Genomic DNA, 25,980 nt, shown 5'->3' with positions numbered 1-25,980 from the left:
GCTACTGCCCGGCCTCGATCTTCGCCTGGATGGCCTTGGCGGCGGTCACGCCGTCGGCCAGGGCGGTGACCACGCAGGGGTGCTGCCGCTGGGCGACCTCGCCTATGGCATAGACGCCCTGGCAACTGGTTTGCGCGGTCTGCATGTCGGTCGCGATGAAACCCTGGGCGCTGCGCTGCAGGCCCAGCGCATCGGCAAAACGCATACAGGGCTCCCAGCCGTAAAACACCAATAACAAATCGTAGGGTTCGCCATTCACACTGCGGCCGGCGGCATCGACGCGATAGCCGCCGGCTGAAACGCCAGCAGGCGGCACTTTGCGCACGAACTGCCGCTGCGCCCTGATAGTGCGCGCATAGATATGCACTTTGGCGGCGCCATGTTCCATGGCATAGAGCGCATTCTCGAAGGCGTTGTCGCCCCCGCCCAGAACGGCGACCCGTTTGCCGCGGAAGTCCTGGGCCACGATATGCGCGCCGGGGCCGACCAGAATGCCCGCGGGCGGCGCGGCGGCCGCGGGCGCTTCAGCGCCTGGCCCGCCAGCCGGATCGGCACCCGCATCCGCCAGCGGGCGCGCCCGCACGCCGGTGGCCAGGACGATATGCCGCGCCAGCAACTGGCCGGGCAGGCCCGCGCCCGTCACGGCGAAGCCTGAATCGGCGGGCGCGACGCGGCCCACCGCGCAGGAAAGCCACAGCGGAACCATCGCCTGCCGCAGGCTGAGGGCCAGGTTATCGGCGACCTGCGGCCCGCTCACGCCGGGCAGGGAGGCATTCCATTCGTCGATAAACGGATTGTCGCGGCACAGGCCGCCCACCTGCGCCCCGGCTTCGAGCAGAGCGGGCGAAAAACCCAGGCGCGCCAGCCAGACAGCGCAGGACACACCCGCCGGGCCGGCGCCGATAATCAGCGCATCGAACGCCTTGCCATGCGCGCTCATATCTTTTCCGACATATTCTTGTTCGCTCCATTCATCGACTGGTGTCCTGTTTGAATTAACCAAACAGGACACTAGGCACTACAATTCAAGCAATTCTACAAGGCCGACCTTATGCCCACCCGACGCATTTTCTTCAACCAGCTTGCGCTGGACGCACGCATTGGCATCCTCGAGCATGAGCTGCGCGCCACGCAGCCCTTGCATATCGATGCCGAATTCGACGTCGATATCGCCCAGGAGGTCCATGACCAGAACATCCAAACCGTACTGGATTATCGCCTGCTGCGCCATGCCATCGTCGACGAGTGCACTCACGCCCATGTCAACTTGCTGGAAACGCTGAGCGAGCGCGTCGTGGCCCGGATACTGCGTGAATTCCCGGATGTGCAGCAGGTTAAAATCCGCATCAGCAAGCCACTTGCCTTTTCCGACTGCGCCGCCGTCGGCATCGAACTGCAACGCAGCCGCTGAACCACTTCATTATTGCCATGCAAGCCGACACCCTACTTCCCGACACCAGCGAACCCGGCCCGGACGACGCGAGCCGCCGCGCCCAAAAGCAGCGCGTCAACGAAAACAAGCTGGCCAAGCGCCTGGTCCGCGAAGCCGGCCGCGCCATCAGCGACTTCAACATGATCGAGGACGGCGACAAGGTCATGGTGTGCCTGTCCGGCGGCAAGGATTCGTACAGCATGCTGGACATCCTGCTTACCCTGAAGGCGCGGGCGCCCATCGACTTCGATATTATCGCGGTCAACCTGGACCAGAAACAGCCCGGCTTCCCCGAGCATATCCTGCCCGAGTACCTGCGGTCCATCAACGTTCCCTTCCATATCGCGACCCAGGACACCTATTCGATCGTCACGCGCCTGATCCCCGAAGGCAAGACCATGTGCTCGCTGTGCTCGCGCCTGCGCCGCGGCATCCTGTACCGGGTGGCCAGCGAACTGGGCGCCACGAAAATCGCGCTGGGGCACCATCGCGACGACATCCTGGGCACATTCTTCCTGAACCTGTTCTACGGCGGGCGCATGAAGGCCATGCCGCCCAAGCTCATGTCCGACGACGGCCAGCATATCGTGATCCGGCCCCTGGCCTACGTGCCCGAAAAAGACCTGATTGCCTATTCCGAGCTGAAACAGTTCCCCATCATCCCCTGTAATCTGTGCGGCTCCCAGGAAAACCTCAAGCGCAAGGAGGTCGGGCGCATGATCGCCGAATGGGACAAGAAATTCCCCGGCCGGTCATGGAATGTTTTTGGCGCCCTGTCGCGCGTGGTGCCCACCCATCTGATGGATAAAGACCTGTTCGACTTCGCCGGCCTGCAGGCGACCGGGCAGGCCGACGAGAACGGCGACATCGCTTTCGATGCCGAAGACTACGACGCCCCGCCGATGCCGGCCATGGGCGGCGGCGAGCCCGGCGGCACAGAGGACGCTGACGCACCCGCGCGCAAGGTCGTCTTCATGACCGACCTGCGCACCCTGCCCTAGCCGGGCGCCCCTGGCCGGGCGCCCCTAGCCGGGCGCCTCTGGACGACTGGCGCCGGGACTGGAAAGCGACTGATTACTGAGTATGGGCCATGCCTTCCCAGTGGGGGCCGGGCACGTGGATGCCGAAGAGCTCCAGCACGCGGGCGACGGTATGGTCCACCATTTCCTCGAGCGTCTTGGGATGATGGTAGAAAGCCGGCAGCGGCGGGAAGATAATGCCGCCCATTTCCGTCACCGCCGTCATATTGCGCAGATGCGCCAAATTCAGCGGCGTCTCGCGCACCATCATGACCAGCCGCCGGCGTTCCTTGAGCGTCACGTCGGCGGCGCGCGTCACGAGGTTGTCGGACAGGCCATGGGCCACGGCCGCGAGCGTGCGCATCGAGCATGGCACGACCACCATGCCGGCCGTGTCGAAGCCGCCGCTGGACAAGGCCGCGCCCACATCGCGAAAATTGTAGACCTGGTCCGCCAGGCTGTGCACGTCCTGGCGGCTCAGGCCGAGCTCATACTTGATATTGAGCACGCCCGGCGGCGACACCACCAGGTGCGATTCGACATCGGCCACGCCGCGCAGCGCCTGAAGCATGCGCACCGCGTAGATGGCGCCGGTGGCGCCCGTGATCCCGACTACGAGCCGCCGCCTGGCTGTCACGCAAGCGCCCCGGCCTCTTTCAATGCCGTTGCGAGCTCGCCGCTTTCGTGCATTTCGGCAATGATGTCCGAGCCGCCGACGAATTCGCCGGCCACATACAGCTGCGGAATCGTGGGCCAGTTGGAGTATTCCTTGATGCCCTGGCGGACCAGGTCGTCGTCGAGCACATTCACCGTGACCAGCTTGGTCACGCCGGATGCCTTCAGAATTTGAATGGCGCGGCCGGAAAAGCCGCATTGCGGGAACTGCGCGGTACCCTTCATGAATAGCACAACGGGGTTGGCCGTGACGGTTTCACGAATAAAATCTTGAACTTCGCTCATGATGCTCTCGTTTCCAGGAAAAAGTTAATTATAAATACCGCCGGTGACCCGGTCGATACCGGCCAGGTCTGGCAGACTGGCAAGCTGTTTGAAACCGGCTTGCCGCAAAAGTTGGCGCACTGCCTGCGCCTGGTCCCATCCATGCTCCACAAGCAAGGCGCCCTGCGGCGCCAGCCATGGGCCCGCCCCGTGAATGATCGCCCGCAGCGCCGTCAGGCCGTCGGAACCATCCGTCAGGGCGGCGATGGGCTCAAAGCGCACATCGCCCTCTTGCAGATGAAAATCGCCAGCCGCAATATACGGCGGATTCGAGACGATCAGGTCAAAGCCCTTATGGCCGGACAGGGCATGGTACCAATTACCGCGCAAAAACTCGACCCGGGCGCCCAAACGCCGCGCGTTCGCCTGCGCCACGGCCAAGGCGTCGGGGTCCAGATCGGTGGCAAGCACGGTGGCCGCCGGGCACGCGAGCGCAATCGATACGGCAATGGCGCCGCTGCCCGTGCCCAGATCCAGCACGCGGGGCGCCGCCCGCCCTTTGAGGTAGTCTAACCCGGTCTCGACCAACAGTTCGGTTTCGGGGCGCGGGATCAGCACGGCGGGCGATACCTCGAAGTCATGCCCCATGAATTCGCGGCGCCCCAGCAGATAGGCCATGGGAGCGCCCGCCAGGCGCCGGGCCTGGAGGTCGCTGAACCTGGCCAGCGCCTCGGGCGCCAGCGGGTCAGTGTCGTGGGCGATCAGCCAGGCGCGCGGCACTTGCAATACATGCTGCCATAACATCTGCCATTCGAGTCGCGGCAGCTTGCTGTCGCGCGACAGGCTGCGCAGGCTGTCCATGGCGTCAGTCCTGCCCCAGGGAGGCAAGCTGCTCGGCCTGGTGCTCGGCCCGCAAGGCGCCGGTCAGCTCGTCGAGGTCGCCCTCCATGATCTGGTTCAGCTTGTAGAGCGTCAGGTTGATGCGATGGTCGGTCACCCGCCCCTGCGGATAATTGTAGGTGCGTATGCGCTCGGAACGGTCGCCCGTGCCCACCAGGCTCTTGCGCTGCGCCGCCTCCTTGCTGTGCTGCTCCTGCTGCTGCTTGTCTTTCAGGCGCGCCGCCAGCACCTGCATGGCCTTGTCCTTGTTGCGATGCTGGGAACGGTCGTCCTGGCATTCCACCACCAGGCCGGTGGGCAAGTGCGTGATCCGCACCGCGGAATCGGTCTTATTGATATGCTGCCCGCCCGCGCCGCTGGCGCGGTAGGTATCGATGCGCAAATCGGATGCATTGATGATGATATCGCTTTGCGCATCGGCCTCCGGCAGGACCGCCACCGTGCAGGCCGAGGTATGGATGCGGCCCTGCGTTTCCGTTTCGGGAACGCGCTGCACCCGGTGCGCGCCGGACTCGAACTTCAACTGGCCGTAAACCTCGTCGCCGTCGAGCCTGACGATGACCTCCTTGTAGCCGCCTATCTCGGCCGCGCTTTCGGATATCAGTTCGACTTTCCAGCCCTTGTTTTCAGCATAGCGGGTATACATCCGCAGCAAATCGCCGGCGAACAGGGCGCTTTCGTCGCCGCCGGTGCCGGCGCGGATTTCCAGGAAGACGCTGCGCCCGTCGTCGGGATCGCGCGGCAGCAGCAATACCCGCAGATCGGCGGCCAGCTGTTCCAGCCTGTCCTTGCCGAGCTTGTATTCCTCTTCGGCCATGTCGCGCATTTCCGGGTCGCTCATCATGTCCTGGGCGGCCTGGATGTCTTCCTCGGTGCCGGTATAGGCGGCGAACGCCGTCACCACGGGCTCCAGTTCGGAGCGCTCGCGCGACATCTTGCGGTAGCGGTTCATATCGCCGGCGATTTCAGGCTCGGCCAGCAAGGCATCGACTTCGACCAATCGGCGAGCAAGCTGCTCCAGCCGATTGCGTATGGAACTTTTCATAAATAGGAAAGGGGTAAACAGTTATAGAAAGCGCGCGCAAACACCAGGGAGAGAGCGCCGCTAACGATGACGTTCGGTGCGGGGCAGCAGGCGGGGCAGCAGCTTGAGCAACTGCTGGCGCTCGTCGCTTTCGCTGCGGTTCAGGGCGGCCATGGGGCCGTGCAGGTATTTTTGCGTAAGGCCGTGGGCCAGTTGCTCCATCACGAGCTCGGGACTGTCGCCGCGCGCCAGCATGCGGCGGGCGCGGTCGAGCTCGCTCTGGCGGACCTGGTCGGCCGCCTGCTGGAAATCGATGATGGCGGGCACGATTTCGCGATTTTGCAGCCAGTGCATGAAGTTCTGCACCCGCGTCTCGATAATGGCCTCCGCCTGGACCACCGCGGCGCGGCGCGCGTCGGTGCCGCTCTGGACCATGCGGCCCAGGTCATCGACCGTATACAGGTAGACGTCGGCCAGGCGGCCGACTTCGGTTTCGATATCGCGCGGAACGGCGAGGTCCACCATCACCATGGGGCGATGGCGGCGCGAGCGCGTAGCCCTTTCGACCATCCCCAACCCGAGGATGGGCAAGGAGCTTGCCGTACAGGAAACGATGACGTCGAAATCCGCGATCTTGTCGGGGATGTCGGACAGCTTCATGGTCCTGGCCGCGTACCGGGAAGCCAGCATATCGGCCCGTTCCAGAGTGCGGTTGGCCACCACCATGTGGCGCGGGCCGAGCGCGGCGAAGTGGGTGGCGCAAAGTTCTATCATTTCGCCGGCGCCTATGAACAGCACGCTGGCCTGCGACAGGTCGCCAAAGACGCGTTCGGCCAGGCGCACCGCCGCGGCGGCCATGGAAACCGAATGCGCCCCGATGGCCGTTTGCGAACGGACCTCCTTGGCTACCGAAAACGTGCGCTGGAACAGCTGGTGCAGCAAGGTTCCCAGGGAACCCGCCGCGCTGGCCGCCCGCACCGCGTCCTTCATCTGGCCGAGGATCTGGGGCTCGCCCAGCACCATGGAGTCCAGGCCGCTGGCCACGCGAAATGCATGGCGGACGGCGTCGTTCTGCTGGTACCGGTACAGATGCGGCTGCAGGCTGCCCGTTTCCAGGCTGTTGAAATCGGCCAGCCAGGACGGCAGGTGTTCAGACACCTGCGGATCGGCCGCACAGTAGATTTCGGTGCGATTACAGGTGGAAAGTATGGCGGCTTCTTTCACCGACTGGCCGAAGGTCGAGCGCAAGCCGTCGAGGGCGGGCTTTAGCAAGTCTATCGGAAACGACACGCGTTCCCGCACCGATACGGGAGCGGAAACGTGATTCAGACCGAAAGTTAAAACGTCGACAGACATGTAGAGGATGAGCACAGGCCAAGTACTTGAACAGGCTGATTATAATCTCCCCTGAACTTTTCCTGACATTTCGATTTGTTTCAGCGCAAACTTGATGCAGATAAAGGAATAAGCGTGGCGCAAAGCGCACATTCTGTTTTTAGTGTACTATTTCGCCTTCTTGATGATGGCCTGGTAGCTCAGTCGGTAGAGCAGAGGATTGAAAATCCTTGTGTCGGTGGTTCGATTCCGCCCCAGGCCACCAAAGCAGCTATTTGCAATACCTATAAAAACAGCACAGCCAACAAAAAATTAAGCCTCCTTGCGAGGCTTTTTTTTCGCCGGCGGGGGAAACCTGTGCAGCTCCTACAGTTCCCGCCTAACAAAACGAATCGCGCAACAAGGGGCGTCATCCCATCCGGGACAACGCCCCGGAACACTATAGCCCCAGATGCTGCCGCTCATCCGCGGATAAGACCGACATCTGGCCCGCCGACAGATCACCGCGACCAACAATCTGCACCATATGATTGGGCCGGTAGCCGACTTCCTGGGCATTGATGCCCGAGCCGCTGCCCGTTGCGCCAGCCGCCCCGCCGCCGCTCACGCTCTCGCCCCCAAAGCCCAGAATCTGCACGCTGAAAATCGACGGTTGATTCTGACGGGCTTCATTGCGGGCGCGCGACACGGTGTCTTGCGCCGCGCTGGCCGCCGAGGCCGAAGCCGCACTGGCCGAAGTCAAGGCGCCGACGTTGACCGCTGCCATGACCGGAATACCCGTGGACTCGCCCTGCACCTGGATATTGGCCGCGTTCACCACATGCAAGGCCGCGATGTTGACGTTGCCCGACACCCGGATGCCCGCTTCGCCCGCGTCAATGGTGCCCAAGGGCGCCACCAAGTCCACGTCGCCCGGTTCCACCTCGGCAATCGGGTTCAACGTGGCGATACCCGCACCGGTGCTGGGCGCCACAGGCGATAGCGTTACGTTGCCCCACTGGTCGTACACCCGGCGTGGCGGGGTGTAGACGACAGTGGTTTTGGAACCCCGGCCCGCGTTGATGTCACCCTGCGCCGACCAGGCCTGGATGTGGCCGCCAAAGGTGGTCATGATCCGGCTTTGGCCCAGCAGGATGCTGCCCAACGAATACATCTGGATGTCGCCCTGCCCTTGCGTGACCACGCCGGCCATCGAAGGCGGCGCCGCGCCTTCGATGCCATGCACCTGCTGGCCACCCGGCGTGAGCACCTGGATGCCGCCGCCAAAGTCGGTGCGCAGGCCCGAGGCGCCATACATCGTGAAGTCGCCCTCGTAGTGGATGGCCGCGCCATCGGCGTCCTGCTCGGGAAACAGCGCGGCGATGGCGCGCCGGCCCCGCAGGTAGCTGCCAAAGCGCGGGCCGTCGGCATCGTTGTATTCACGGCCGCCCTTGCGCAACTCCGCAAAATACAGCTGGCGGGCGTAGATGTCTCGCTGTGCGGGCGCCAGCGCGGCCAGCGCTTCGTGCGCGGTTGCCTCGTCGCCTTCATAGCCTTGGTGGGCCCGCAGCCAGTTCACCAGATGCAGCTCGCTTTCCTGGAGATAGTCCTGCTTCAAGTTACGGCGCGGCTGCGTGGGGTCGGCGTCGCGCAGCGCCTGCTGGCGCAGCAGTTCCTGGGCCGCGCCTTCTTCCGGACCCGTGTAGCCGAACTCCGCGTGCAACCACTCGGACAACGTCAGTTCGCCCTCATAGGTCTGCACCACCCGGTCGGGCTGAACGTCCAGGCCCAGGCCGTCCTCGATCCGGTTGGCCGCCGGGAGGTAGCGTGCCAGGAACCCGCTGTAGTCGGGTCCCGCCGCGCCCACGCCCGCCAAGACCGCGATGCTGGCGCCCGGCCGCGTGTCGCCGCGCAGCAGCCCGCCGATGCTGCGCACACTGGCCTGGTCTTCCTGGCGTATCTGGCGGCCGGCCTGCAGCACCACCGTGCCTGGACCGGCCACCGTGAAGTCGGCGTGGACGATGTCGCGCGTCGCCTGGATCAGCGACACATCATGGCTGTTATTGTGCAGCGCCACGCCCGTGAAACCCAGGATGTCCTGGCCGGCGCGCACCGACACCGGCACCGCCGCCTCGACCCAGCGGTCGATGGCGGGAATATAGTTGCCATTCGCTCGCGTGGACGTGATGCCGCCCGTCTGCAGGCCGACGATGTCGCCCTGGACCGCATAGAAGCGCGCCGGCGTATCGTCGCCGGCATGCAGCGCCGTTTCCAGCGGCGTGTTGGGACCAAAGGCAAACAGGGACTGGGCACCGCCCGAGGCGGTCATCACGGCTTCCCGCGAAACGTTGGTGATCGGGAAGTTGCCGCCAAACAGCGTACCCAGCGTGAAAGCCGGCCGCAAGGGACTGGCCACCGGCGTGTCGGCGCCCGACAGGGAGACGGCCGGTGCGCGCTGCGCCAGGATGGAGCCGCCGGCCAGCATTTCCAGCTCACCCGAACGGGAGGGCGCCAACAGCAAGGCTTGCATCGTCGATCCGCCCGTAGGCACGGCGGGCAGAATGATGTCGCCCTGTGCCGCCACCGCGCGCAGGATGGAAGGATAGACGAAGTATTGTTGGTGCTCCGTCCATACGTTCGTGCCCTGGTTCAGGCTGTTGTGGGCGGTGATCGGCGTCAGGTTCCCCCCGGCCGAAAACAGGTTGATCGCCGTATCGGGCGCCCACAGCGAGAACCAGCTCTCGCCGCCGCCCGTCTCCGGTTCCGCTGCACCGACCAGACGGTAAGGATTGCTGTTGAGCTGGCGTGTACGGCCAGGATCGCTGGCGCCGCCCAGTACGAGGTCGCCGCGCGTATCCAGCCACGCGGTCGCATCGCCCAGCATCAGCACCGGGCCGCCCATGGCCAGCCCCCCGCCCACGGCAAACGGGTCGATGGCGCGCAGGCCGGCGCCATCGCCATAGGTCAGGGCGATCCCGCCCACTTGGCCGGCCGACAAGGTCAGGTTGCCGCGCAGATTGGTCAGCACGCCGTTCAGATCCAGATGGTCTATGGAGCCGCCCGCCAGCCGATGCGCCCCGCCTTGGCCACCGGTGCCATTACTTTGCTGGGTTGCCCGCAAGGTCGGATTCAAGGCGCCGCCGACACGCAAGTCGAGGTCGCCGCCGCCGGTCAGCACCAGTTCGCCGTCAACGACCCGGCCAGTGCTGCCCACCGCCGCCACCAGGCCTTGTGTGCGGGGGCTGACGTCGTCCGTGGCTCTTACCGCGTCGCCGCGCGCGTCGCGCACGCCGGCATGGCGCTCGGCCGAGATGCTGAGATTGCCGCCGCCCAGCGTACCGAATCCTGTAAAACCGACCACGCGGGGCTGGCCGCTGGCGCGTGAGGAGTTGTTGACGTAAGTGCCGAAGTTGATCCACCAACTGGCAGCGATGTCTTCCACGCCCGGCGTGCTGTGATTGCCCTGGCGCCACAGCCAGTTGCCCACCGCGCTGCTGGCGTGACGCGACCACTCCCGGTCGGTGCTGGGATAACTGTAGCCGTTCTGCGCGTTGTCGCCCCAGACGTCGCCATACACGTCGCGCCCCGCCGATACCGTCAGGTTGCCGCCATGATCCGGATACCAGGCTTGGTAGGCGGCCAGCGCGGCGTCGTAGTCGCCGCCGCCCTGCACCTTGCCCAGCACGCCGCCTTCCTTGATGGTGCCGCGCGCCAGGTTGTACTGCGCGTCATCGGCGCCCAGCGAGGTGGGCGTGCCGGCCGTGTAGACGCCGTAGACCGACATCATGCCGACATCGCGCCCGGCCAGCAGCGACAGGTCTCCGGTGCCGGTGCGCAGCACGCTGAACAAGGGCGTGCCGAGGGCATAGTGGTATTCCGTGATCTCCGTGGGCGGGGTGCTGCCCCCGGCGACGCACCAGCCCGGCGAGCACACATCATCCAGGGTCACGCCCGGCCCCCAAAGACCCTCCCAATCGAGTCCCCAGTTGTCTACCAGCCACACGTTGATCTCCTCCTGCCCCATCCCTGCCAGCGAGGGATCGCCGAACATGTTGAGCGCGCCGTCCGGCGTCAGGAGCATCTCGCCCGGCAAGGCAACGCAGTACCCCGGCCCCCAGCCGCACAGCCCTTCCATGGTCAATCCAGGGAAAAAGAGATCCCAGCCGGCCCCCCAGTTGTCCAACAGCCATTGGTCGATTTCCTCCTGCGTCATCCCTGCCAACGCCGGATCGCCGATGGTGCCGAGTGCGCCTTCCGGCGTCAGGACCAGCGGTCCGCCGCCGCCCCCGCCTTCAAAACGCGTCGTGGTCGTGCCCAGCTTGCCGTAATGCGTGTCGGCCAGAACGATGTCGCCCGTCCCCAGCACATTGCGCGCTTGCACGTCGGCCGACCCCAGGTCGGCGCCGGCCACGGCCGTCAGACTCCAGGACGTCGCACCCTCGCCCAGCATGGGCGCCAGCGCCCAGTTGCGGCCATCCCCCGCCGCACGCAGACGAACCGGGGCGTCGCCCAGCAGTTCGACCCTGGTCTGCGCCGGGATGACCGAGCCGCGCGCCAGGACGATCGGGCCGCTGGCCACCAGCTCTGCCGGCAGCTTCACGCCCTTGGGCCAGGTAAAGGCCTGCACCGCGGCCGCGTCGCGCAGCCGGAAGCCCGCGCCCAGACGCGCGCCCGCCGTCAGCGCCAGCGTGTCCTTGAGCACGGTGCCGGCGGGCAGCACGCTGCCGGCGGCTGTGGTCACCTCGCCCGTCAACACCAGCCCGGACGGCAAGCTCAGTTCGCCACTGAGCGTGACCGCGACTGGCAGCAGCGTGCCCGCCGGCAAGGTCGCCGCATTGGCCGGCAAGTCGTAGTTCAGCGTGACACCGGGCATGAAGGCGGTGCCCGCTTCCAGCGTGACACCATCGTTGGGCACCACCAGATCGCCGCCGAAAGGCGTCTGCCCGATGGTGGCGCCGTAGCGGCCTTCAATCAGCCACCAGCCGTCCTCGTCGGGCGTGTCCGGCGGCGGCGCGAAACCGTCGTTGATGCTGCCGTGGATGTTCAGATTGCCGCCGGCGCGCAGCACCAGCACGCCCGGCTCGCCGAAGCCTCGCAGGGCGGGGTCCGAACGATTGGCGCCGGGGCCGTAGCGGTAGGCCGAAAGATCCAGGTCGCCATCGACGGTCAGGTCGCCATCCGGCGTGGCGCTGACGATTTCCACACCGGGGCGCAAGCGATAGTCGCCCAGGCCGGCCAGGCGATTGCGCAGGCCGGCATTGCCCAGCGCGGCGTTCATGAACGCGGTGCTCTCGCCGTCGATGCCATTCAAGTAGTCCTGGTTGATCAGTTGCGGCGTCTTGCCCGTGACATCGGGCTGCGCGGCCAGCGGCGCGTCGTCGTAGCTGCGAAAGGCGTTGACCGCGATGGCCTTGGCGCCCCGGATGAGCGGATTCCCCACAACAGTCACCGCCACGTCGTTGGCGCCGTCGCCCGAGCCCGCCAGCGCGCCGCGCTGGCTGCCGCCGCCCAGGCGGCGCGCGTTCAGGTCCAGCGTGCCCATGGCGCGCCCATCAAAGCCAGTCAGTTCGGTGCCCACGCGCACATCCACCGCTGCGCCCGGGCCCAGCGTAAGCGTGCCCGCGCGCGAGGTGAGATCCACGATGGCGCGATTGGCGCTCTCGACGATCTGCCGATAGCTGTCCACCCGCAGGCCGGTAGCGTGCGCGTCCAGCATGCCCTGCACCAGCAGGTCGCCTTGCGCGGCCAGGCGGATGCTGCCCGCCTGCAGGCCGCTGGCGTCGATGCGGCCGTTTACCGTCAGATTGCCGCCGTCCACCACGATCTCGACATGGCGGGCGCGCACTTCGTCGCCCACCGCCAGATCGCCCTGCTTGAGCTGGAAACGCCGCGCGCCAAAAACGCCGCCTTCGGTCAGGCGCGTATTGAGCCCCGCAAAGTCGGCCAGCGTCTGCGCGCGCAGCGTAACCTCGGCGCTGTCGTAGGGCACCAGTGTGCCGCCCGCGTTGTAGATGTCGCTGGCGCCGCCCAGGATGGTGCCCGCCAGATCCAGGCGGCCCGCGCCCTCGCCCAGCGCGATGGCCTGCAGGCGGCCGCCCCGGTTGTTGCGGGCGGACAGGTCGATGACCGAGCCCGCCGACTGCGTGATGTTGCCCTCGAAGCTCTGCATGACGAGGTCGCCGCCCAGGCTGTAGCGCTTGACGTCCAGCATCTCGACCTCGCGGCCGGACAGGTCGATGCGCGCGGCATCGCCCAGTACGATGTCGTCTTGCGCCTCCAGCGCCAGTCTGCCCGAGGGCAAGACCACCGCGCTGTCCAGCGCAAGGCGCCGCGCGGCCAGGCTCAGCGTGGCGCCCAGCGCACCGGTCGCACCGGGCTCAACTCCGGTCCCAGTCCCTTGCACGGTCAGCGCGCCGCCGGCCCGCACATCCAGCGAGGCGCCGGCCTCGCCCGTCAACATCGGCGTGCGCACGGTCAGGTCGCCGCCGCGATAGCGCCAGCTGCCGTCGGCCTGCTGGCCATCCAATTGGTGATGCACGGCCAGGCTGCCCTTGCCTCCCGCCGTCACCATGCGGTTCGCGTCCAGTGTCAGTGAAGAAAAACCCAGCACCAGGCGTTCTGCCGGCACCAGCGAACTTGCCGTGGCGTAGGGCGCCGCGTCAAAGCGGATGACCTCGGCCGTGATTGCCAGCGAGCCATCGCCCAAGTGGTCCACCAGCGCGCCGCCCGGCGCGGCCGGCGTCGCGTAGCCGGGAACGATGCTGGCGCGGTCGGCGGCCAGCGAACCGGCCCAGACGAACTCGTTGGCGATGATCGTGGCCGCGTCGCCCGCCGACCCATAGCCATAGATGGCCGGCGCCCCCAGCACCAAGCGCTGCAGCGACGGTGCGCCGCTTGCGCCGCGCGTGTCCAGCAGCACTTCGCCAAAAATGTTGACCGACTCGCCGGCCGTCAGGATCAGGCTTTCCAGCGCCGGCGTGCCCAGGGCGGTATTGCCGCGCAGCAGGTTGTCGAGCACCTCCTGGCGCAAGACCATGCCGGGCGGCAGATGGCCCGCGGCCTGCGCATCGGCCAAGGCCTGGGCTGAGCCCAGGTTCAGCGACGACACGCTCAGCGCCAGGTTGCGCGTGCCGTATTCCACCGCGTCACCCAGGGAGAAAACACCATTGGTGGCCACGCCGATCGTGCCTTCGGAAACGACGCGCGTCACACCTTCGCAACTCGCCAGGCAAGCGCCAAGATCGATCCGCGTGGCGTTGTCGAAAGTCGGAGGCACCAGGGTGAGCAAGCCATTGGATACGGCCAATACACCCGAGGATTGGGTATTCAGGTAATAGCCATTGCGGGCGTCGATCGATGCTGGTCCCATACCCAGCGTGCTCAACGTGGCGCCCTGCTCCACGATGATGCTGCCGTCGCTGCCACCGGCCAGCAGAATCTCGGGCGCCGCCAGCATGGCACCAGAGCGCACGAGCACGGACGACCCCGACACGTACTGCGCGCCCGAGCCGTATTCGCCACCTTGCACAGCACCCAGAACCAGGCGGGAGGGACGCAGACCGGTCAAGGCATCGGCCGACACGGCCGCCGCATCGGCGCCGGAGATCGGCGCCTGCCCGGGGGCCAGGACCTCCAGACCGCCAACGGGCCCGGACACGGACAGCGTGCCGCCAAAGCCCTGGCTGCCCGCAGCGGCCTGGAAACGCGCCTCGCCCTGGACACGCAAGGCGGGGGCATCGCCCATGCCCGCCCCGGGCCTAAGGTCGATATTCAACTGGCTGGCATCGACCGGCAGCATGGCGCGCGGGATGCCGCGGCGCGCGGCGTCGGCCAGCAGGAACTCGGCGTACGAGGTTTCGTTGTATTGGGCATGACGCCGCAGGACATCGGCCGGCATCACGAGCAGACGATTAGCCAAGGCATTGCGCTGGCCGGTGTTGGCTGTTCCCAGATAACCCGTGCTTGCCCAAGCCCCGGCGCGCGTGCGCACGGGCGCACCGCTCTGCGCATCGGACACCGCAGCGATTTCCACCCGGAACGCGCCCGGCAAGAGCGCATAGGTGGATGGCAAGAGTGTATAGGTGCCGGCAGGCAGGCCAGGCAAGCTGCGATCGATCGTGACCTGTTGACCGAAAGCCGGCGCGCCCGCCCCCGACTCGGCCACGATGGGCGCATACGCGCCGCTAAACGAAGGCACGATGGCGTAGACGCCATTGCCCGCCTGGCTAAACATCGCGGCGGGATTGCTGTCTCCCAGCGCATGCTTGAGGATGTCCACTGACCCGCCCCGGCCGCTGACGAATCCCGCGCCGCGCAGATCACCGCCCCCGTTCAGGTCCAGCACCGCGCCCGACTCGATCTCGATGCTGTCGCCATTAATGGCCAGCATCCGCCGGTAGCGGGGGTTGTTGTGGTTGCCGCCGGCCGGCGTCGGTTCAATATTGGCGCCGTCGTACAGGTAGTTGATGCCATCGGCGGTGCCGCCATAAGGCATGACCAGGCCTGCGCCGCTGACCGACGTCAGGCTGCCCGCAAGAAACTGGATAGAGGACGTCGAATCATACAGCTCTGTCGCGCCTATCTCGATAAAACCCAGCGGCGCGCGCAGGACGGTGCCCTGCTCGATGCTGGGCGCATGGACTCTCAAGTAGCCAAAGGCCGAGTAGGGCACGGGCGGCAGTTGGCCATCCGGGCTGCGCAGGACCAGCCTGGCATCCGGGTTATGCAGGGCGTCTTGCGCGGCGTAGTAGTAGCCGGCGGCGATGCGCGCCTGCGCGCCCGTGACGGGGTAGATCTGCGCAGCCGTCACGGTCATGTGATGGGGCGCGAGCAGTTGCGTGCCGCCGGTCGAGGTGTCGATGCTATTGAGCAGGCGCACATCGCCTCGGCTCGACAGGGATACGTCGTCGAAATTGCGGAAATCCCAGAGGCCGCGAACATCCAGCAGATCCGCTTGAACCGCAATGCGGTGATCGCGTTTCATCCAGTCCAACTGCGACGGGGTCGGCCTGTCGTAGAAGTCGCCTCCCGACAGTGGCTCGTAGACAGCCTGGTCGAGGCGCAGGTGCGGGGCGCGCAAGCGCACCGAACGGCCCTCGGGCGCGTCGTCATGCAAACCGATCGGGCCGGAGAAACGCAGGCTTTGCGACAAACCGAGATCCAGATCGCCCTCGATGCGCACGGTGGCGTCTATGGCCAGATTGCCAAAACCGCCGGCCTCGATGCGATCCACGCCCAGGCGCGCCGTGCCGTAGACCGGCCCGCCGTCCAGAACGCCTGGCTGCAAGTCCGCTGCCAACAGGCTGTCGCCCTGCGTCTGCGCCAGCGTCAGAATGCGCGGCGCCAGCACGGCGGCGTCGACGGTATTGCGGGTGTAATAGGCGCTGCCGTTCAGCGACAGGCCCAGCGTGCCGCCGGCCGCGCCCTCGCCGCCCGCTGCGGCGCGCAGCGCGCCATCCAGGTATAGACTGCTGGCCGACACCAGCACGATGCCGCCGCCATCCGAGGCCACCGTGGTCGCGCCGCGCCCTGGCAGGTCAAGCACGGCCTGCGTGCCCGAGGCATCCAGCAAGGCGCCCGGGCGGATGATGATGTGACGGTCCATGGAGCGGTCGGTCCGGTATTCGCCCGTTTCCCAATCGAGCGTGCCGCCGATGTCGATCTGCCCGCCCGCCAGCACCTGTCCGTAGCGAAGACCGTTGCGGTCCCGCGCCACGACACTGCGGCCCGATACGTCCAGCACAGCCTGTTCGCCGATCCAGACCGACTGCGCGCCGGCCTCGGAATTGAATGCTTGGGCATCCAGGCGCGTGTCGTTGATGAAGATGCGCCCGCCCGGCGCCTGCAGCCTGCCTTCGATGGTGATCTGCCCGCCGCCGATAAGGCTGATGGCCTGGCCCGGATCGACCTCCACTCGCGCCCCAAGGCCCACGCGTATCGTCTGGCCCACGCCATTGCGGTTCGAGGCCAGCGCGAGCGTCGCCCCCTGACGCTGGGTCAGCACGCCACGCAACAGATCGGTCTGGTAGAGGGGCGGCATCCATAGCGACAGTACTTCGGACGGCGCCGCGCCCAAGGCCTGCGCCTGACTGGCATCGCCCTCATAGCGGTAGACCGGCCGCTGCACAACGATATGCGCGCCGTCAGCCACTTCCACCCCGCCGTGGCCATTGATCTCGTACTGCGCAAAGCCTTGCTGAAACAAGGCCGGATCGAGCACCAGCGTCTCTGCGGCGGCGATGTCCACCCCGCCCAGCACAATCCTGCCGCCGCTGGTCACCGACAGCGTGCCTGCGCCCGACATCCCGTAACCATTGACAGCGCCTGCGAGGGCCAGGCTGCCGCCCGGCAGGCTCTTGTCACTCAGCACATTGGCCGCCAGCGTGACGTCGCCGCCCCGGCCTGCCTGCAGGCTGCGGTCGCGCATCAGCGCCGCCCCCGAGGATACATCGATCACGCTGCCCTCGATCACGTTCACGTCGCCTGTGCCGCGCAACGAAACGCTGCCGCCATGGCGATACGCGATGCCTTCCATGTCGTGCGGGCGATCGACTCCATTGACCCACAGGCCGCTCGCGTCCAGACGCGCGCCTTCGGAGACGTTCAGGTGGCTCGCCCCGGTCGCCGGCGCCAGCGCCACGTTCTCGTAACGGGCACCGTTGACCTGGTTCAGCACGTTGCCCGCCTGGATCCTGCCGCCACGGCTCACCAGGTCCGCGTTGATGTCCACCTGCGGGGCATACAGCGTGATCTCGCCGCCATGGCCGGCTACCAGGTCGTTCTGGACCGTGATGCTACCGGCGGCCGCCACCATGACGCCACCCAGGTTGAAAGCATTGAGCTGGTCGGTGTTCAGGTAGAGCGTGCCCTCACGGTCTTCGGGCAGCACCGTATCGAGCGCCAGGCCGGCGCCAATGTGCTCGGCCGTATTACTCAGGATGATGTGCTCGATTGCCTGATCGGTGGGCATCAACCGGTACTGCAAGGTCCCGCCGTCCTTGACGTAGTACGGCGTGTAGGTGCCTACGATCAGTTGGCCACCGCGTGCCGCGGCGTTTTGCGACTGGTAGTAGCCCTCCAGCCCGGCTTGTGCCGCTTCAGTTTGCCGTGCGCCCTGGTAGGTGTCGCCCACAATGTCGCCTTCGAGCACGGCGTTGCGTGTACTCACGATCAGGCGCCCGGCATCGCGTCCCACGGTGTAGCCTTGCTCGAAGCGCTGGCGCGGGGCGATCAGCGGGTTGTAGAACGCGCGGGTTACGTCCCAGCGCACGCTGTGGTCTTCATAGCCTTGGTACAGGCCGGTGTAGAGCAGGTCGCCCGGCGCGCGGGAAAGTTCGTACAAGCGCTTGTCCGCGCCACGCAGCCAGCTCTGGCGCATGAAGCCGTCTTGCACATCCAGGGTACCGCCCGAAAGGTTGATCTGCGAACCGGCCTGGGTGATGACGTCGTTGCCGGTAAAACTCACCGTGCCGCCTTGCGCCATCCATTCGCCCGCCCCGTGACCTGTCGTGCCGAGGTATCCCCCCACTTCCAGCAAGCCGCCGGCGGTATACCAGCGGTCTGACGCGTAGCCACCGCTGCCGGCCGGCACGAACACCAGTTCGCGCACGTCCACCCACACATCGCTATTGCTAAGATGGCTGTTGTTGCCCTCCGGGTTGCTGTCGCGATTGACCGGGGCATCGCGCATTTCGTTGCCCTGCACGTTGATCTTGATGGTGTTGGATTCCATTGCGACTTTCACGCCAAGGGCGCCAGACACATCGATGATGGATCCATCGCGCAGCAGAGCGCGCTCGGCGGCATCGACCGCCACCTGGCCACCTGTGGCTAGCGTAATGGAACCATTTTTGAAGTCCACGGTGCCGGCGCTTTTGATTTCCACCAGGGATTGGTCGCGGCGATACTTGTCGCCCGACACAATATTGCCTGCCCTGTCCAGCGTGGGAGCCAGCAGGCTATCGCGCTGGCTGTCCAGGGCGGTGGCGCTTTCGTCCAGCAGGATGGCAGTGGCGGCGCCTTCAGCCAGGATGACCTCGGCATTCTCGCCGCCGGCGTGCAAATGCAGAGTGCCCCGGTTGTTCACCGAAGTGCTTGCCAGCGCCACACCGGCTTGTTCTATGCGGTTGCCGATCAGCGTGATGTCGCCGGTGGCGGCGGTGATCAGGCCGGTATTGCTCACGGCGCCGGCCGTGCTGCCGACAGTAAACTGCGCGGTGATTTCATTGCCGCGCGTAGTCGACTGTTGGTTGCCTTCGGTACCTTGGCCACGCTTGATCACAAAGCTGTCCCCCGCCGCCAGCGCCGTCTGGCCATTAGGCGTGGTGATGGTGCCGGCGTTGTGCACTTGCTTGCCGGCCAGCAGCACGTAGCCGCCGCCTGTGGTGGAATTGGCTGACGTGGCAGTCGCGATCTGCGCGCCCTGCTCTACCAGCACTTGGCCGGCTGCGACCTTGAAGGTCGCCGTCGTCTCGTTGGCTCCGAACAGTCCGATGTTAAATTGCGCATCCGATATGTTGGCGGCCGCCGCCACCAGATTGCGTACATTCACCTGAGACGTGCCGCTGAACACCACGCCGTTGGCATTGGCGATCATGACTGTGCCATCGCCCTTGATCTGGCCCTGGATCTGGCTGGGGCGCATTTGCGGGTCGTTCACACGGTTAAGCACCGCCCAATCGGCTTGCTGCTTGAAGTCCACCGTGGTGTTGCGGCCGACGTTGAACGTTTCCCAGCTCAGGATGGCCTTGTCCTTGGATTGTTCAATCGCCACCGTGGTCCGGCCGGCGTTTTGAGTCTGCACCGGTGCTTTGGCATTGATCCATGCTTCGGTCAAGGGCCGGGTGGCGTCGATCTTCAAGCCGCCTTCAGTCAAACCATCAGGCACCGAGGGATCATGGGCCGCGGCCGCGCGCGCTGCGGCTTGCGCGGCCTGCTGAGCGGCGATGGCTGCCGCCGCAGAACCCAGGTTGATCACTGAGCGATTGAGCTTTTGCCGGGCCTGCTGCTGTTGCTGAGCCGCCGAACTGACACCGGCCAGCATCCCATTGGGCAGTTTTCCCGTTGCAGCAGCTTGCGCCTGGGCCGCGCCCTTGACGGCCATCCAGCCGCTGCTGAAGGGACGCGCCTGCGCGCGGACATCCGTCCCCGCCAGGCTACCCGCAAGAGCCAGCATCGCGATGGCGGAGGCCAACGGCGTCAGGCGCGGCAGTTCCCACCGCTGGCTGAAGCGACGCGCCATGGTGGACGAGGACGAGCGGGCAACGGGGATAGACATGTCAATCGAATCCTGAACTTAGGCAGTAGAACGAAAAAAGCGTCAACCCTGACGGGGCAACACTCACTACCTATTAGGCGTTTGAGCAGCAAATCGGGAAACCAAAAACGCATGAAGCTTTTGTGACATCACCCATAACGAACAAAGCGCCGCGCGTTTGCTTCGTTGCGTCGCCTTGCCTTATCCCGTCCCAAGCCGGGAACCCTCCCGCGTTCAACCGCGTCTAGCTCAGGAATACAAAATCCCCCACCCGGCGCACATTCACGTTGTGCACGACCCGCAGCAACTCGATCGCATCATTCAACGCATCGATCTTGAAATTGGCGCTGAAGCGGCGATTTGCCAGGGCGTCGTTCAGCAACACCACCCGGCCGGACCGGTAACGATTTATTTCCGCAATCGCATCGACCAGCCGCAAGTTGTCGAACACCACCACGCCCTGGCGCCAACCCGCATCATCCGGGGTGATTGCCCCGAGCTCGCCCAACTGACCCCGGCTATACGAAATTTGCTGCCGCGCCGCTAACGCCACCGTGCGCGAAGGATGATGCAACTGGGCCGCGCCTTCGGTACATCGCAGCCGCACCTGGCCCGTTGCCAAGCGGCGCACGTCAACAGCGCCGTGGGTCATTACGATGCGCGCGTCCTCCGCCAGCACCTCGCAGGGCGAATGTCGCGCCGACACCGCCGCCTCCCCAGCAATGAGCGCAATGCGCGGCGTTCCGCCAGTGTGCAGCAGCGAAATGCTGGTCTGCGTGTTCAAGGAGACCTGAACACGATGGGCCAGTTGAATATCGCGCTGCTCGCCAGTGGCCGTGCGATAGTCGGCCCCCAGTTCGGACCACGAAGGCCAGAGCCCCGCCGGCGGACGAATAACGCCCACTACCGCCAGCGTTCCGAACGCAGAGGCCGCGGCCCCAAGGAAAAACCGTCGAGTCGTCTGTTGGCGAGGCGGCCTGGCCATCCGTTGCGGATGACGCTCTTCGAAGACTTGAGCCATCGCGCCCAGAGTTTTCCAATCCTGGCTAGCCTGCGCCCAGGCCTGGGCATGCAGCGCGCTTTGAGCGCGCCAGCGCCGAAACGCCGCCACGTCCTCGGTGGTCGGTTGGCCTGTCTTGAGCTTGATCGCCCAGGCTCGCGCCTGCTTGCCGGCGGCGGCCTGGTCCGCCGCCGGCAATGGACTCGTTGAGGATTGCGGTGGGTTCATAGCTTGTTTTACGCCCTGCGTAGCCGTAGTGCTTTAGTTATAGACGTTTGAGTCCGTAAAAAAGAACCCCCCGCCGCGCAATGTGAGGTCATAGTCTTCAATTAGTGATCGCTTTCTTCGAGCTTGGCCATGGCTTCCAGGCAGACGCTGTGCGCCGCCTGAATCTCCCGGCGCACCATGACCCGCGAGATGCCCCAGCGTTTGGCCAGCTCGCTGGTCTCGGTGCCATGCACGCGATATTCGATCAGCAAGGCGCAGCGGCGCGGCGGCAGCGCCTCAAGCACCTTGAGCATCCGTTCCATTCGGGCATGCCCAGCTATCACGCGCTCCGGCCCGGGGCCGTCGCAAGGCAACTCAAACAGGCCATCAATTTCAGTATCGCTGACCAGGCGCGCATCACGGCGTATCTGATCGATGGCGCCATTGACCGCGGCATTGACCAGATAGGTTTGAGGATGCTGCACTTTATCGAAATCATCGCGTCCCAATAGGCGCACGTAAGCATCGTGCAGGGCATCGCCGGCCATGTCGGATGAGCTGCCCAGCCGCCTGGCCACTTGCGTCTTGAGTAAGTCATAACGCTCGGTCAACAACTCGCGCAGCTTCCCCGACCCCGAACCGCTCATGGCGGACAGGCGCCATAACGGCGCGCCGCCTCGGGCGAGACGATCATCACCACCGGCTGCGCCATCTCGGGCGGCGGCGCGCCGACCGGCAAATCAGCCAACGCCGCCCGCAACGCCGGCTCCAGATCCGGGCGCTCGGCGACCCGTACACGGATCTGATGCAGGCGCTGATCACCGCTGACCGAAAAGCGCAGCGCGATGCGGTAACGGCCGGCCGCGATCGCCGGGTTGGCGCAAAGCGCCTGCGTAATCTGACGTTGCAGGAGCCCGTCGTAACGCCTTTGCGCCACGGAGGGTAAGGAGGTATCGGCCGACGGCGAGGCAGGCGCCGGCCGCGCCATCAGCATAATGGAACGCCGATTGACGAAACGCGCACTCAAGGCGGTATCGCCAAGCAGTTGCTTGAGCGCCGCTTCGGCAGTGTGGTGGCCCCGGACAAGGGAAGATCGCTTGCCCGCAACCACGCTCGTTTCATAGAACACTGAATACCCGGTCAGCCCGCCGTAGCGCTTTAAGGCCTCAGCCAGCGGCAAGGACGGAATATCGAAGTCGAACGTACCCGAAGACGGCGCCAACGGCGCGCCAGCCGAACGATCCGGCGGGGCCTCCTGGGCGTGAACTGTCACCATCGCGCCTGCGATGCCGGTGCTGAGCACCACAATCAGTGCGGCAACCGCACGCACGCGGGCAACAGACAAAAAGACTCGAATAAAATACAGGCTGAATTCATGCGCGGCGAGCCAGAACAAACGACAACGAACCGGGTAGGCGACCAGGACAAGCCTGCATGATACGAATTGTTTGTGTAAATTACATGACAAGCTTATGACAACAACGCCCGCAGCCGGCACCAGCACGGCGGCTTCGGCTATCGGCTTATATCGACCTCATTTGTTTTGACCTGCGGCTGCCCGACGTTTTTTTCAAATGCTCGAAGAACGCCGCATTGGCGGCCATGAGATGCGCCGCCTCGCGCAGCAGTTCGGCCTCGTTGCGGGATTCGCGCGCCAGCCGGGCCGCGGCAAACTCCAGCGCCCGGACGACACGCCCGGGTTCCTGCTTGATGTTGCGCATCCGCTTAAGCAGCACTCGCAGACGGCGGGCCGTTCCCGGCGTTATGTCCGGCGCCTGCAGCAGTTCCTGCACGCGCAGCGCGACAATACCCAGGCTTTGCAGGGCCAGGCTGCCCCCCAGCGCCGAGATCCCCTGCTCGCCCGTCTTGTCCATCCAGTGCACCAGTTTGATGAGACGGTGATAAAGCCGCGCCCGCCGGATTTCCTGGCGCGCGACCGGAGCCTGGTCGGCGGCAATGTCCTGCACTTCCTGCAGCATCATGCCCATCAAGGTCTTCATGCGGCTTTGCGGGGTGGACGGGTAGATGAACCGGAACGCGACGAAGGCGGTCAGCGGAGCCAGTATCACGGCGAGGGTGTTGATCAGAGAGTCGCCGAACGTACCTGTCAGAGGGTAGACCGGTTGCAGCAGGATGAGCATGATCATGTTGAAATCATAGCTGCAAGCCATGCTGCGGCGGTACGCCGCCACCAATCCGCCGAACAGGATGAACGGCATCATCGACAAGACCAGCCCCACTTCGCTGGTGGCGAACGGCCAGACCAGCCAATGGCAAATCAGGGCGGCGATGGCCCCCAGCAGCTGTCCCCAGAAAATGACCCGGCCCATCACCCTGGCCGGGCTGTCGAACGCCGAAAAGATAGACATCATGACGGCCGTGCCTATCATCATGTAGGGGCCGCCCCGCCATCCGGTGGCCACCCAGATGAGCCCGACAAAAAAGATGGTGACGGCGGCGCGGATCATGGCTTGCCGGGCGCCCACCCAATCCAGATGGACGACGGCAGGCTGCGTATCCGGCGCCAGCCGGGTTCCCTTGTCCCGGGCTGCCGACAGCCCGGCCAGCGCGGCCTGCATCCGAAGCAGCGCCGCGTTCAATGAGGGCCGGGACGCCGAGAGATCAATGGCCTGCGCCATGATCTGGGTCGCCTGCCCTATGGGCCGGGACTCCTTCAAAGCCTGGGCCGCGCGCGTCAGCTGGAGCGCCAAGGCTTCGTCCGGAGGAAAGCTCTGGCCGCGCTGCAAGCAAAGCAGCGCCGAGACCTGGGCCGACAGCAGCGTGCGCAGGGGACGAATCGAACGATGCGACTGCAAGGAACCCGCCCCCAATGCATCGAGCCGTTCATCGATGTCGGCGATTTCCGACAGCAGCGCTTCGACGAGGTTCCCGGGATGGGCGGGTTGGCGGCGCAACTGCCGCGCCATATGGTCCAGGATACTGCCGGACAGGTGTTGCACCTGCCGGGTGACGGCTTCTTGTGTCTGCCGGCTGGCAAATAGCCAGCCCACGGCCAGGGCGGCGGCGACGCCCAGCATAGCCGTCAGCAGGCGATCGGCGCCCAGGCTGAGAATATGATCAGGATGCGGGCTGCCCAGCATGGCCACCATGACGGCCGAGTAACCCGCCAGCATCGTGCCATAGGATACGAAGCTGCGCTGCAGGTTGCCGATGCCGGCGCACAAGCCCAGCCACGCGGCCATTCCAATGACCAGCCATAAGGGCTGGCCATCCGCCATGAACACGAGCAGCACACCGGCGAGCGTGCCGGTCACGGTGCCCAGGACGCGGAACAAGCTTTTTTCCAGCATATGATCGCGTATCGGCAAGGACGCCGCCCACACCGTCATGCCTGCCCAATGCGGATGCTCCAATCCCAGCATCCATGCCGCCAGCACCGCCGCGCAACAGGCCAGCGCCGTGCGCAAGGTGAACTGCAGCCGCCCGGCATCGAACCCCAGGCGGGACAGCGATTCCGATGCGCTCATGCGCGCCGCTCCTTGTCATCCAGAATGGCTTGTATGCGTTCTCCGATACGGCCGAAGGCATGCAGCATGGACTCGATGTCCTGATCCTTCAGGCCAAGCAGAATATCCGTCTCCACCCGAGCCAGGACTTCGCGAATTTGCGCGACCGAGGCGCGCCCGGCATCGGTCACGAAGATCAGCTTGGCGCGACGGTCGGCCGCGTCGGCGCGCCGTTCGATCAGGCCGCTGTGTTCAAGTATATCCAGCAGCCGCACCAGGCTGGATTCCCCCAAGCCCACCCGCAAGGCCAGCTCTTTCTGTTGTACGCCATCGCCCAGTTCATGCAAGCGAAGCAAGGGCGCCCATGTGGCGTCGGTCAGACCGGTTTGCGCCAGGCTGTGGTCCAGCGCACGGCGCCAGCGGCGGGCAAGCTCGACGAACTGCACACCGAAGCGCTCGCGCGAGGAAAAGGAAGTCATAGGCAAATTTAGTTCAGATTGCGATAGTTTGAATGCTAATTATATAAGGGAAACCGGACTATTGTCCAAAAATGACGGCGCGGCCGGATCCGGGTCCGGCCATTTCCCGGCAGTTGGCATCGGCCGCCGGCGGGGGGGGCTCATATTGAGCAATCGGGAATATTGAGCAATCGGGAAGGAGGGGCCCTGTCGGCGGAACTGCGGCTGACCGGCCAGCCTATTGTGCGGCCCGCAGCGCGTAGTGGATGCTGAATTCGCTGGAATAGACCGTATCGCCGCATAGCACCGGCCTGTCCTGCAGATCGAAGATGATGTGTTCGCGCACCAGCAGGGCCGCGCCGCGCTCGACGGACAGGCGCTGCGACAATGACGCCGTCGCCAGGGTGGCGCGAACGACATTATCGATGCGCGCGATGCGCAACCCCAGGTACTCGCGGAACAGGTGCTGTACGGCATGCTGCGCCAGCCAGTCGGGCTGGATGTCCTGGCCGATGGCTTCGGGAACATAGCGGTCTTCGGCGGCGATGCGGCCGCCGACGCGGCGCAGGCGCTGTATGCGGTAGACGGCGGCCCCTGGCGCCACCTGCAGCATGTCGGCCACCCGCTGCCCGGCCTCGGTCCGGGCGTACTCCAGCAATTCGTAGGACACGGCCTGCCCCGCGGCGGTCGCGCGCTCTTCATAGCCGCCGACGACCCCGGTATCGACGTTGTCGCGCTGCCGCTCGCTGACGTAGGTTCCGCTGCCCACGCGGCGCGATACCAGGCCTTCGAAGCCCAGTTCCTGGAAGGCGCGCGCGACCGTCGCCCTTGTCGTGCCGAAACGCCGCGCCAGTTCGAATTCCGATGGCAGCCGGTCGCCCGGCATGAAGTGGCCCGCGGCAATGCCGCCGCGTATGAAGTCCTGGATCTGCCGGTAAATGGGAACTGAGGGGCTCATGGAAGCA

General features: G+C 65.6%; 15 protein-coding genes and 1 tRNA gene. 3 read left to right on the top strand and 13 right to left on the bottom strand.

Features of this window, described 5'->3' with window-relative positions; genetic code table 11:
- Nucleotide 1 precedes the first annotated feature (1 nt).
- On the bottom strand, nt 2-940 hold the full coding sequence (locus BUB23_RS07775) for an NAD(P)/FAD-dependent oxidoreductase (RefSeq protein ID WP_073102515.1): 939 nt from the start codon (nt 938-940) through the stop codon (nt 2-4).
- 111 nt (nt 941-1,051) lie between these two features.
- Between BUB23_RS07775 and folB the strand changes: the two genes are divergently transcribed.
- Together folB and ttcA are read left to right on the top strand one after the other, a co-directional pair.
- Entirely contained in the window at nt 1,052-1,411 is a 360-nt protein-coding gene (gene folB, locus BUB23_RS07770; protein WP_073102514.1) for a dihydroneopterin aldolase, read from the top strand.
- 17 nt (nt 1,412-1,428) lie between these two features.
- Nucleotides 1,429-2,433: a tRNA 2-thiocytidine(32) synthetase TtcA gene (ttcA, locus tag BUB23_RS07765; RefSeq protein WP_073102513.1), complete on the top strand. Its 1,005-nt coding sequence runs from the start codon at nt 1,429-1,431 to the stop codon at nt 2,431-2,433.
- A 73-nt stretch (nt 2,434-2,506) separates the two neighbouring features.
- Here the strand turns inward: ttcA and BUB23_RS07760 are convergent, their stop codons facing one another.
- Genes BUB23_RS07760 through hemA form a run of 5 tightly spaced genes read right to left on the bottom strand, consistent with a single transcriptional unit; the run spans nt 2,507 to nt 6,670 of the window.
- On the bottom strand, nt 2,507-3,088 hold the full coding sequence (locus BUB23_RS07760; protein WP_073102512.1) for a UbiX family flavin prenyltransferase: 582 nt from the start codon (nt 3,086-3,088) through the stop codon (nt 2,507-2,509).
- On the bottom strand, nt 3,085-3,411 hold the full coding sequence (gene grxD / locus BUB23_RS07755; RefSeq protein ID WP_073102511.1) for a Grx4 family monothiol glutaredoxin: 327 nt from the start codon (nt 3,409-3,411) through the stop codon (nt 3,085-3,087). The genes BUB23_RS07760 and grxD overlap by 4 nt, the downstream gene beginning before the upstream one ends.
- Nucleotides 3,412-3,435: 24 nt before the next feature.
- Nucleotides 3,436-4,251: a peptide chain release factor N(5)-glutamine methyltransferase gene (gene prmC / locus BUB23_RS07750; RefSeq protein ID WP_073102510.1), complete on the bottom strand. Its 816-nt coding sequence runs from the start codon at nt 4,249-4,251 to the stop codon at nt 3,436-3,438.
- Nucleotides 4,252-4,255: 4 nt separating this feature from the next.
- A complete protein-coding gene (gene prfA / locus BUB23_RS07745; protein ID WP_073102509.1) occupies nt 4,256-5,335 on the bottom strand; it encodes a peptide chain release factor 1 in 1,080 nt (359 codons plus the stop codon).
- 60 nt (nt 5,336-5,395) lie between these two features.
- Entirely contained in the window at nt 5,396-6,670 is a 1,275-nt protein-coding gene (hemA, locus tag BUB23_RS07740) for a glutamyl-tRNA reductase (RefSeq protein WP_073102695.1), read from the bottom strand.
- 168 nt (nt 6,671-6,838) lie between these two features.
- On the opposite strand from hemA, the gene BUB23_RS07735 reads away from it, so the two are divergent.
- Nucleotides 6,839-6,914, top strand: a tRNA-Phe gene (locus BUB23_RS07735).
- A gap of 174 nt (nt 6,915-7,088) precedes the next feature.
- On the opposite strand, the gene BUB23_RS07730 is transcribed toward BUB23_RS07735, so the two are convergent.
- The 7 genes from BUB23_RS07730 to BUB23_RS07700 all read right to left on the bottom strand — a co-directional run bounded on the left by BUB23_RS07730 (nt 7,089) and on the right by BUB23_RS07700 (nt 25,973).
- A complete protein-coding gene (locus BUB23_RS07730) occupies nt 7,089-19,904 on the bottom strand; it encodes a filamentous hemagglutinin family protein (protein WP_073102508.1) in 12,816 nt (4,271 codons plus the stop codon).
- A gap of 223 nt (nt 19,905-20,127) precedes the next feature.
- Nucleotides 20,128-21,111 (bottom strand): FecR family protein, encoded by a 984-nt coding sequence (locus BUB23_RS07725; RefSeq protein ID WP_073102507.1) that lies wholly within the window; start codon nt 21,109-21,111, stop codon nt 20,128-20,130.
- 101 nt (nt 21,112-21,212) lie between these two features.
- Nucleotides 21,213-21,737: an RNA polymerase sigma factor gene (locus BUB23_RS07720; protein WP_073102506.1), complete on the bottom strand. Its 525-nt coding sequence runs from the start codon at nt 21,735-21,737 to the stop codon at nt 21,213-21,215.
- Nucleotides 21,734-22,486: an STN domain-containing protein gene (locus BUB23_RS07715; protein WP_073102505.1), complete on the bottom strand. Its 753-nt coding sequence runs from the start codon at nt 22,484-22,486 to the stop codon at nt 21,734-21,736. The genes BUB23_RS07720 and BUB23_RS07715 overlap by 4 nt, the downstream gene beginning before the upstream one ends.
- 127 nt (nt 22,487-22,613) lie before the next feature.
- Nucleotides 22,614-24,578, bottom strand: coding sequence for an FUSC family protein (locus BUB23_RS07710; protein WP_073102504.1), 1,965 nt, complete (start codon nt 24,576-24,578; stop codon nt 22,614-22,616).
- Entirely contained in the window at nt 24,575-25,036 is a 462-nt protein-coding gene (locus BUB23_RS07705; RefSeq protein WP_073102503.1) for a MarR family winged helix-turn-helix transcriptional regulator, read from the bottom strand. The genes BUB23_RS07710 and BUB23_RS07705 overlap by 4 nt, the downstream gene beginning before the upstream one ends.
- A gap of 217 nt (nt 25,037-25,253) precedes the next feature.
- The gene (locus BUB23_RS07700) at nt 25,254-25,973 is read right to left on the bottom strand and encodes a GntR family transcriptional regulator (protein ID WP_073102502.1); all 720 of its coding nucleotides are present in this window, start codon (nt 25,971-25,973) and stop codon (nt 25,254-25,256) included.
- Nucleotides 25,974-25,980 lie beyond the last annotated feature (7 nt).

The organism is Pollutimonas bauzanensis (assembly GCF_900129885.1).
Classification (GTDB): domain Bacteria; phylum Pseudomonadota; class Gammaproteobacteria; order Burkholderiales; family Burkholderiaceae_B; genus Pollutimonas; species Pollutimonas bauzanensis.
The sequence above is the reverse complement of the archived record's forward strand: the minus strand, read 5'-3'. Positions and strand labels throughout refer to the sequence as shown.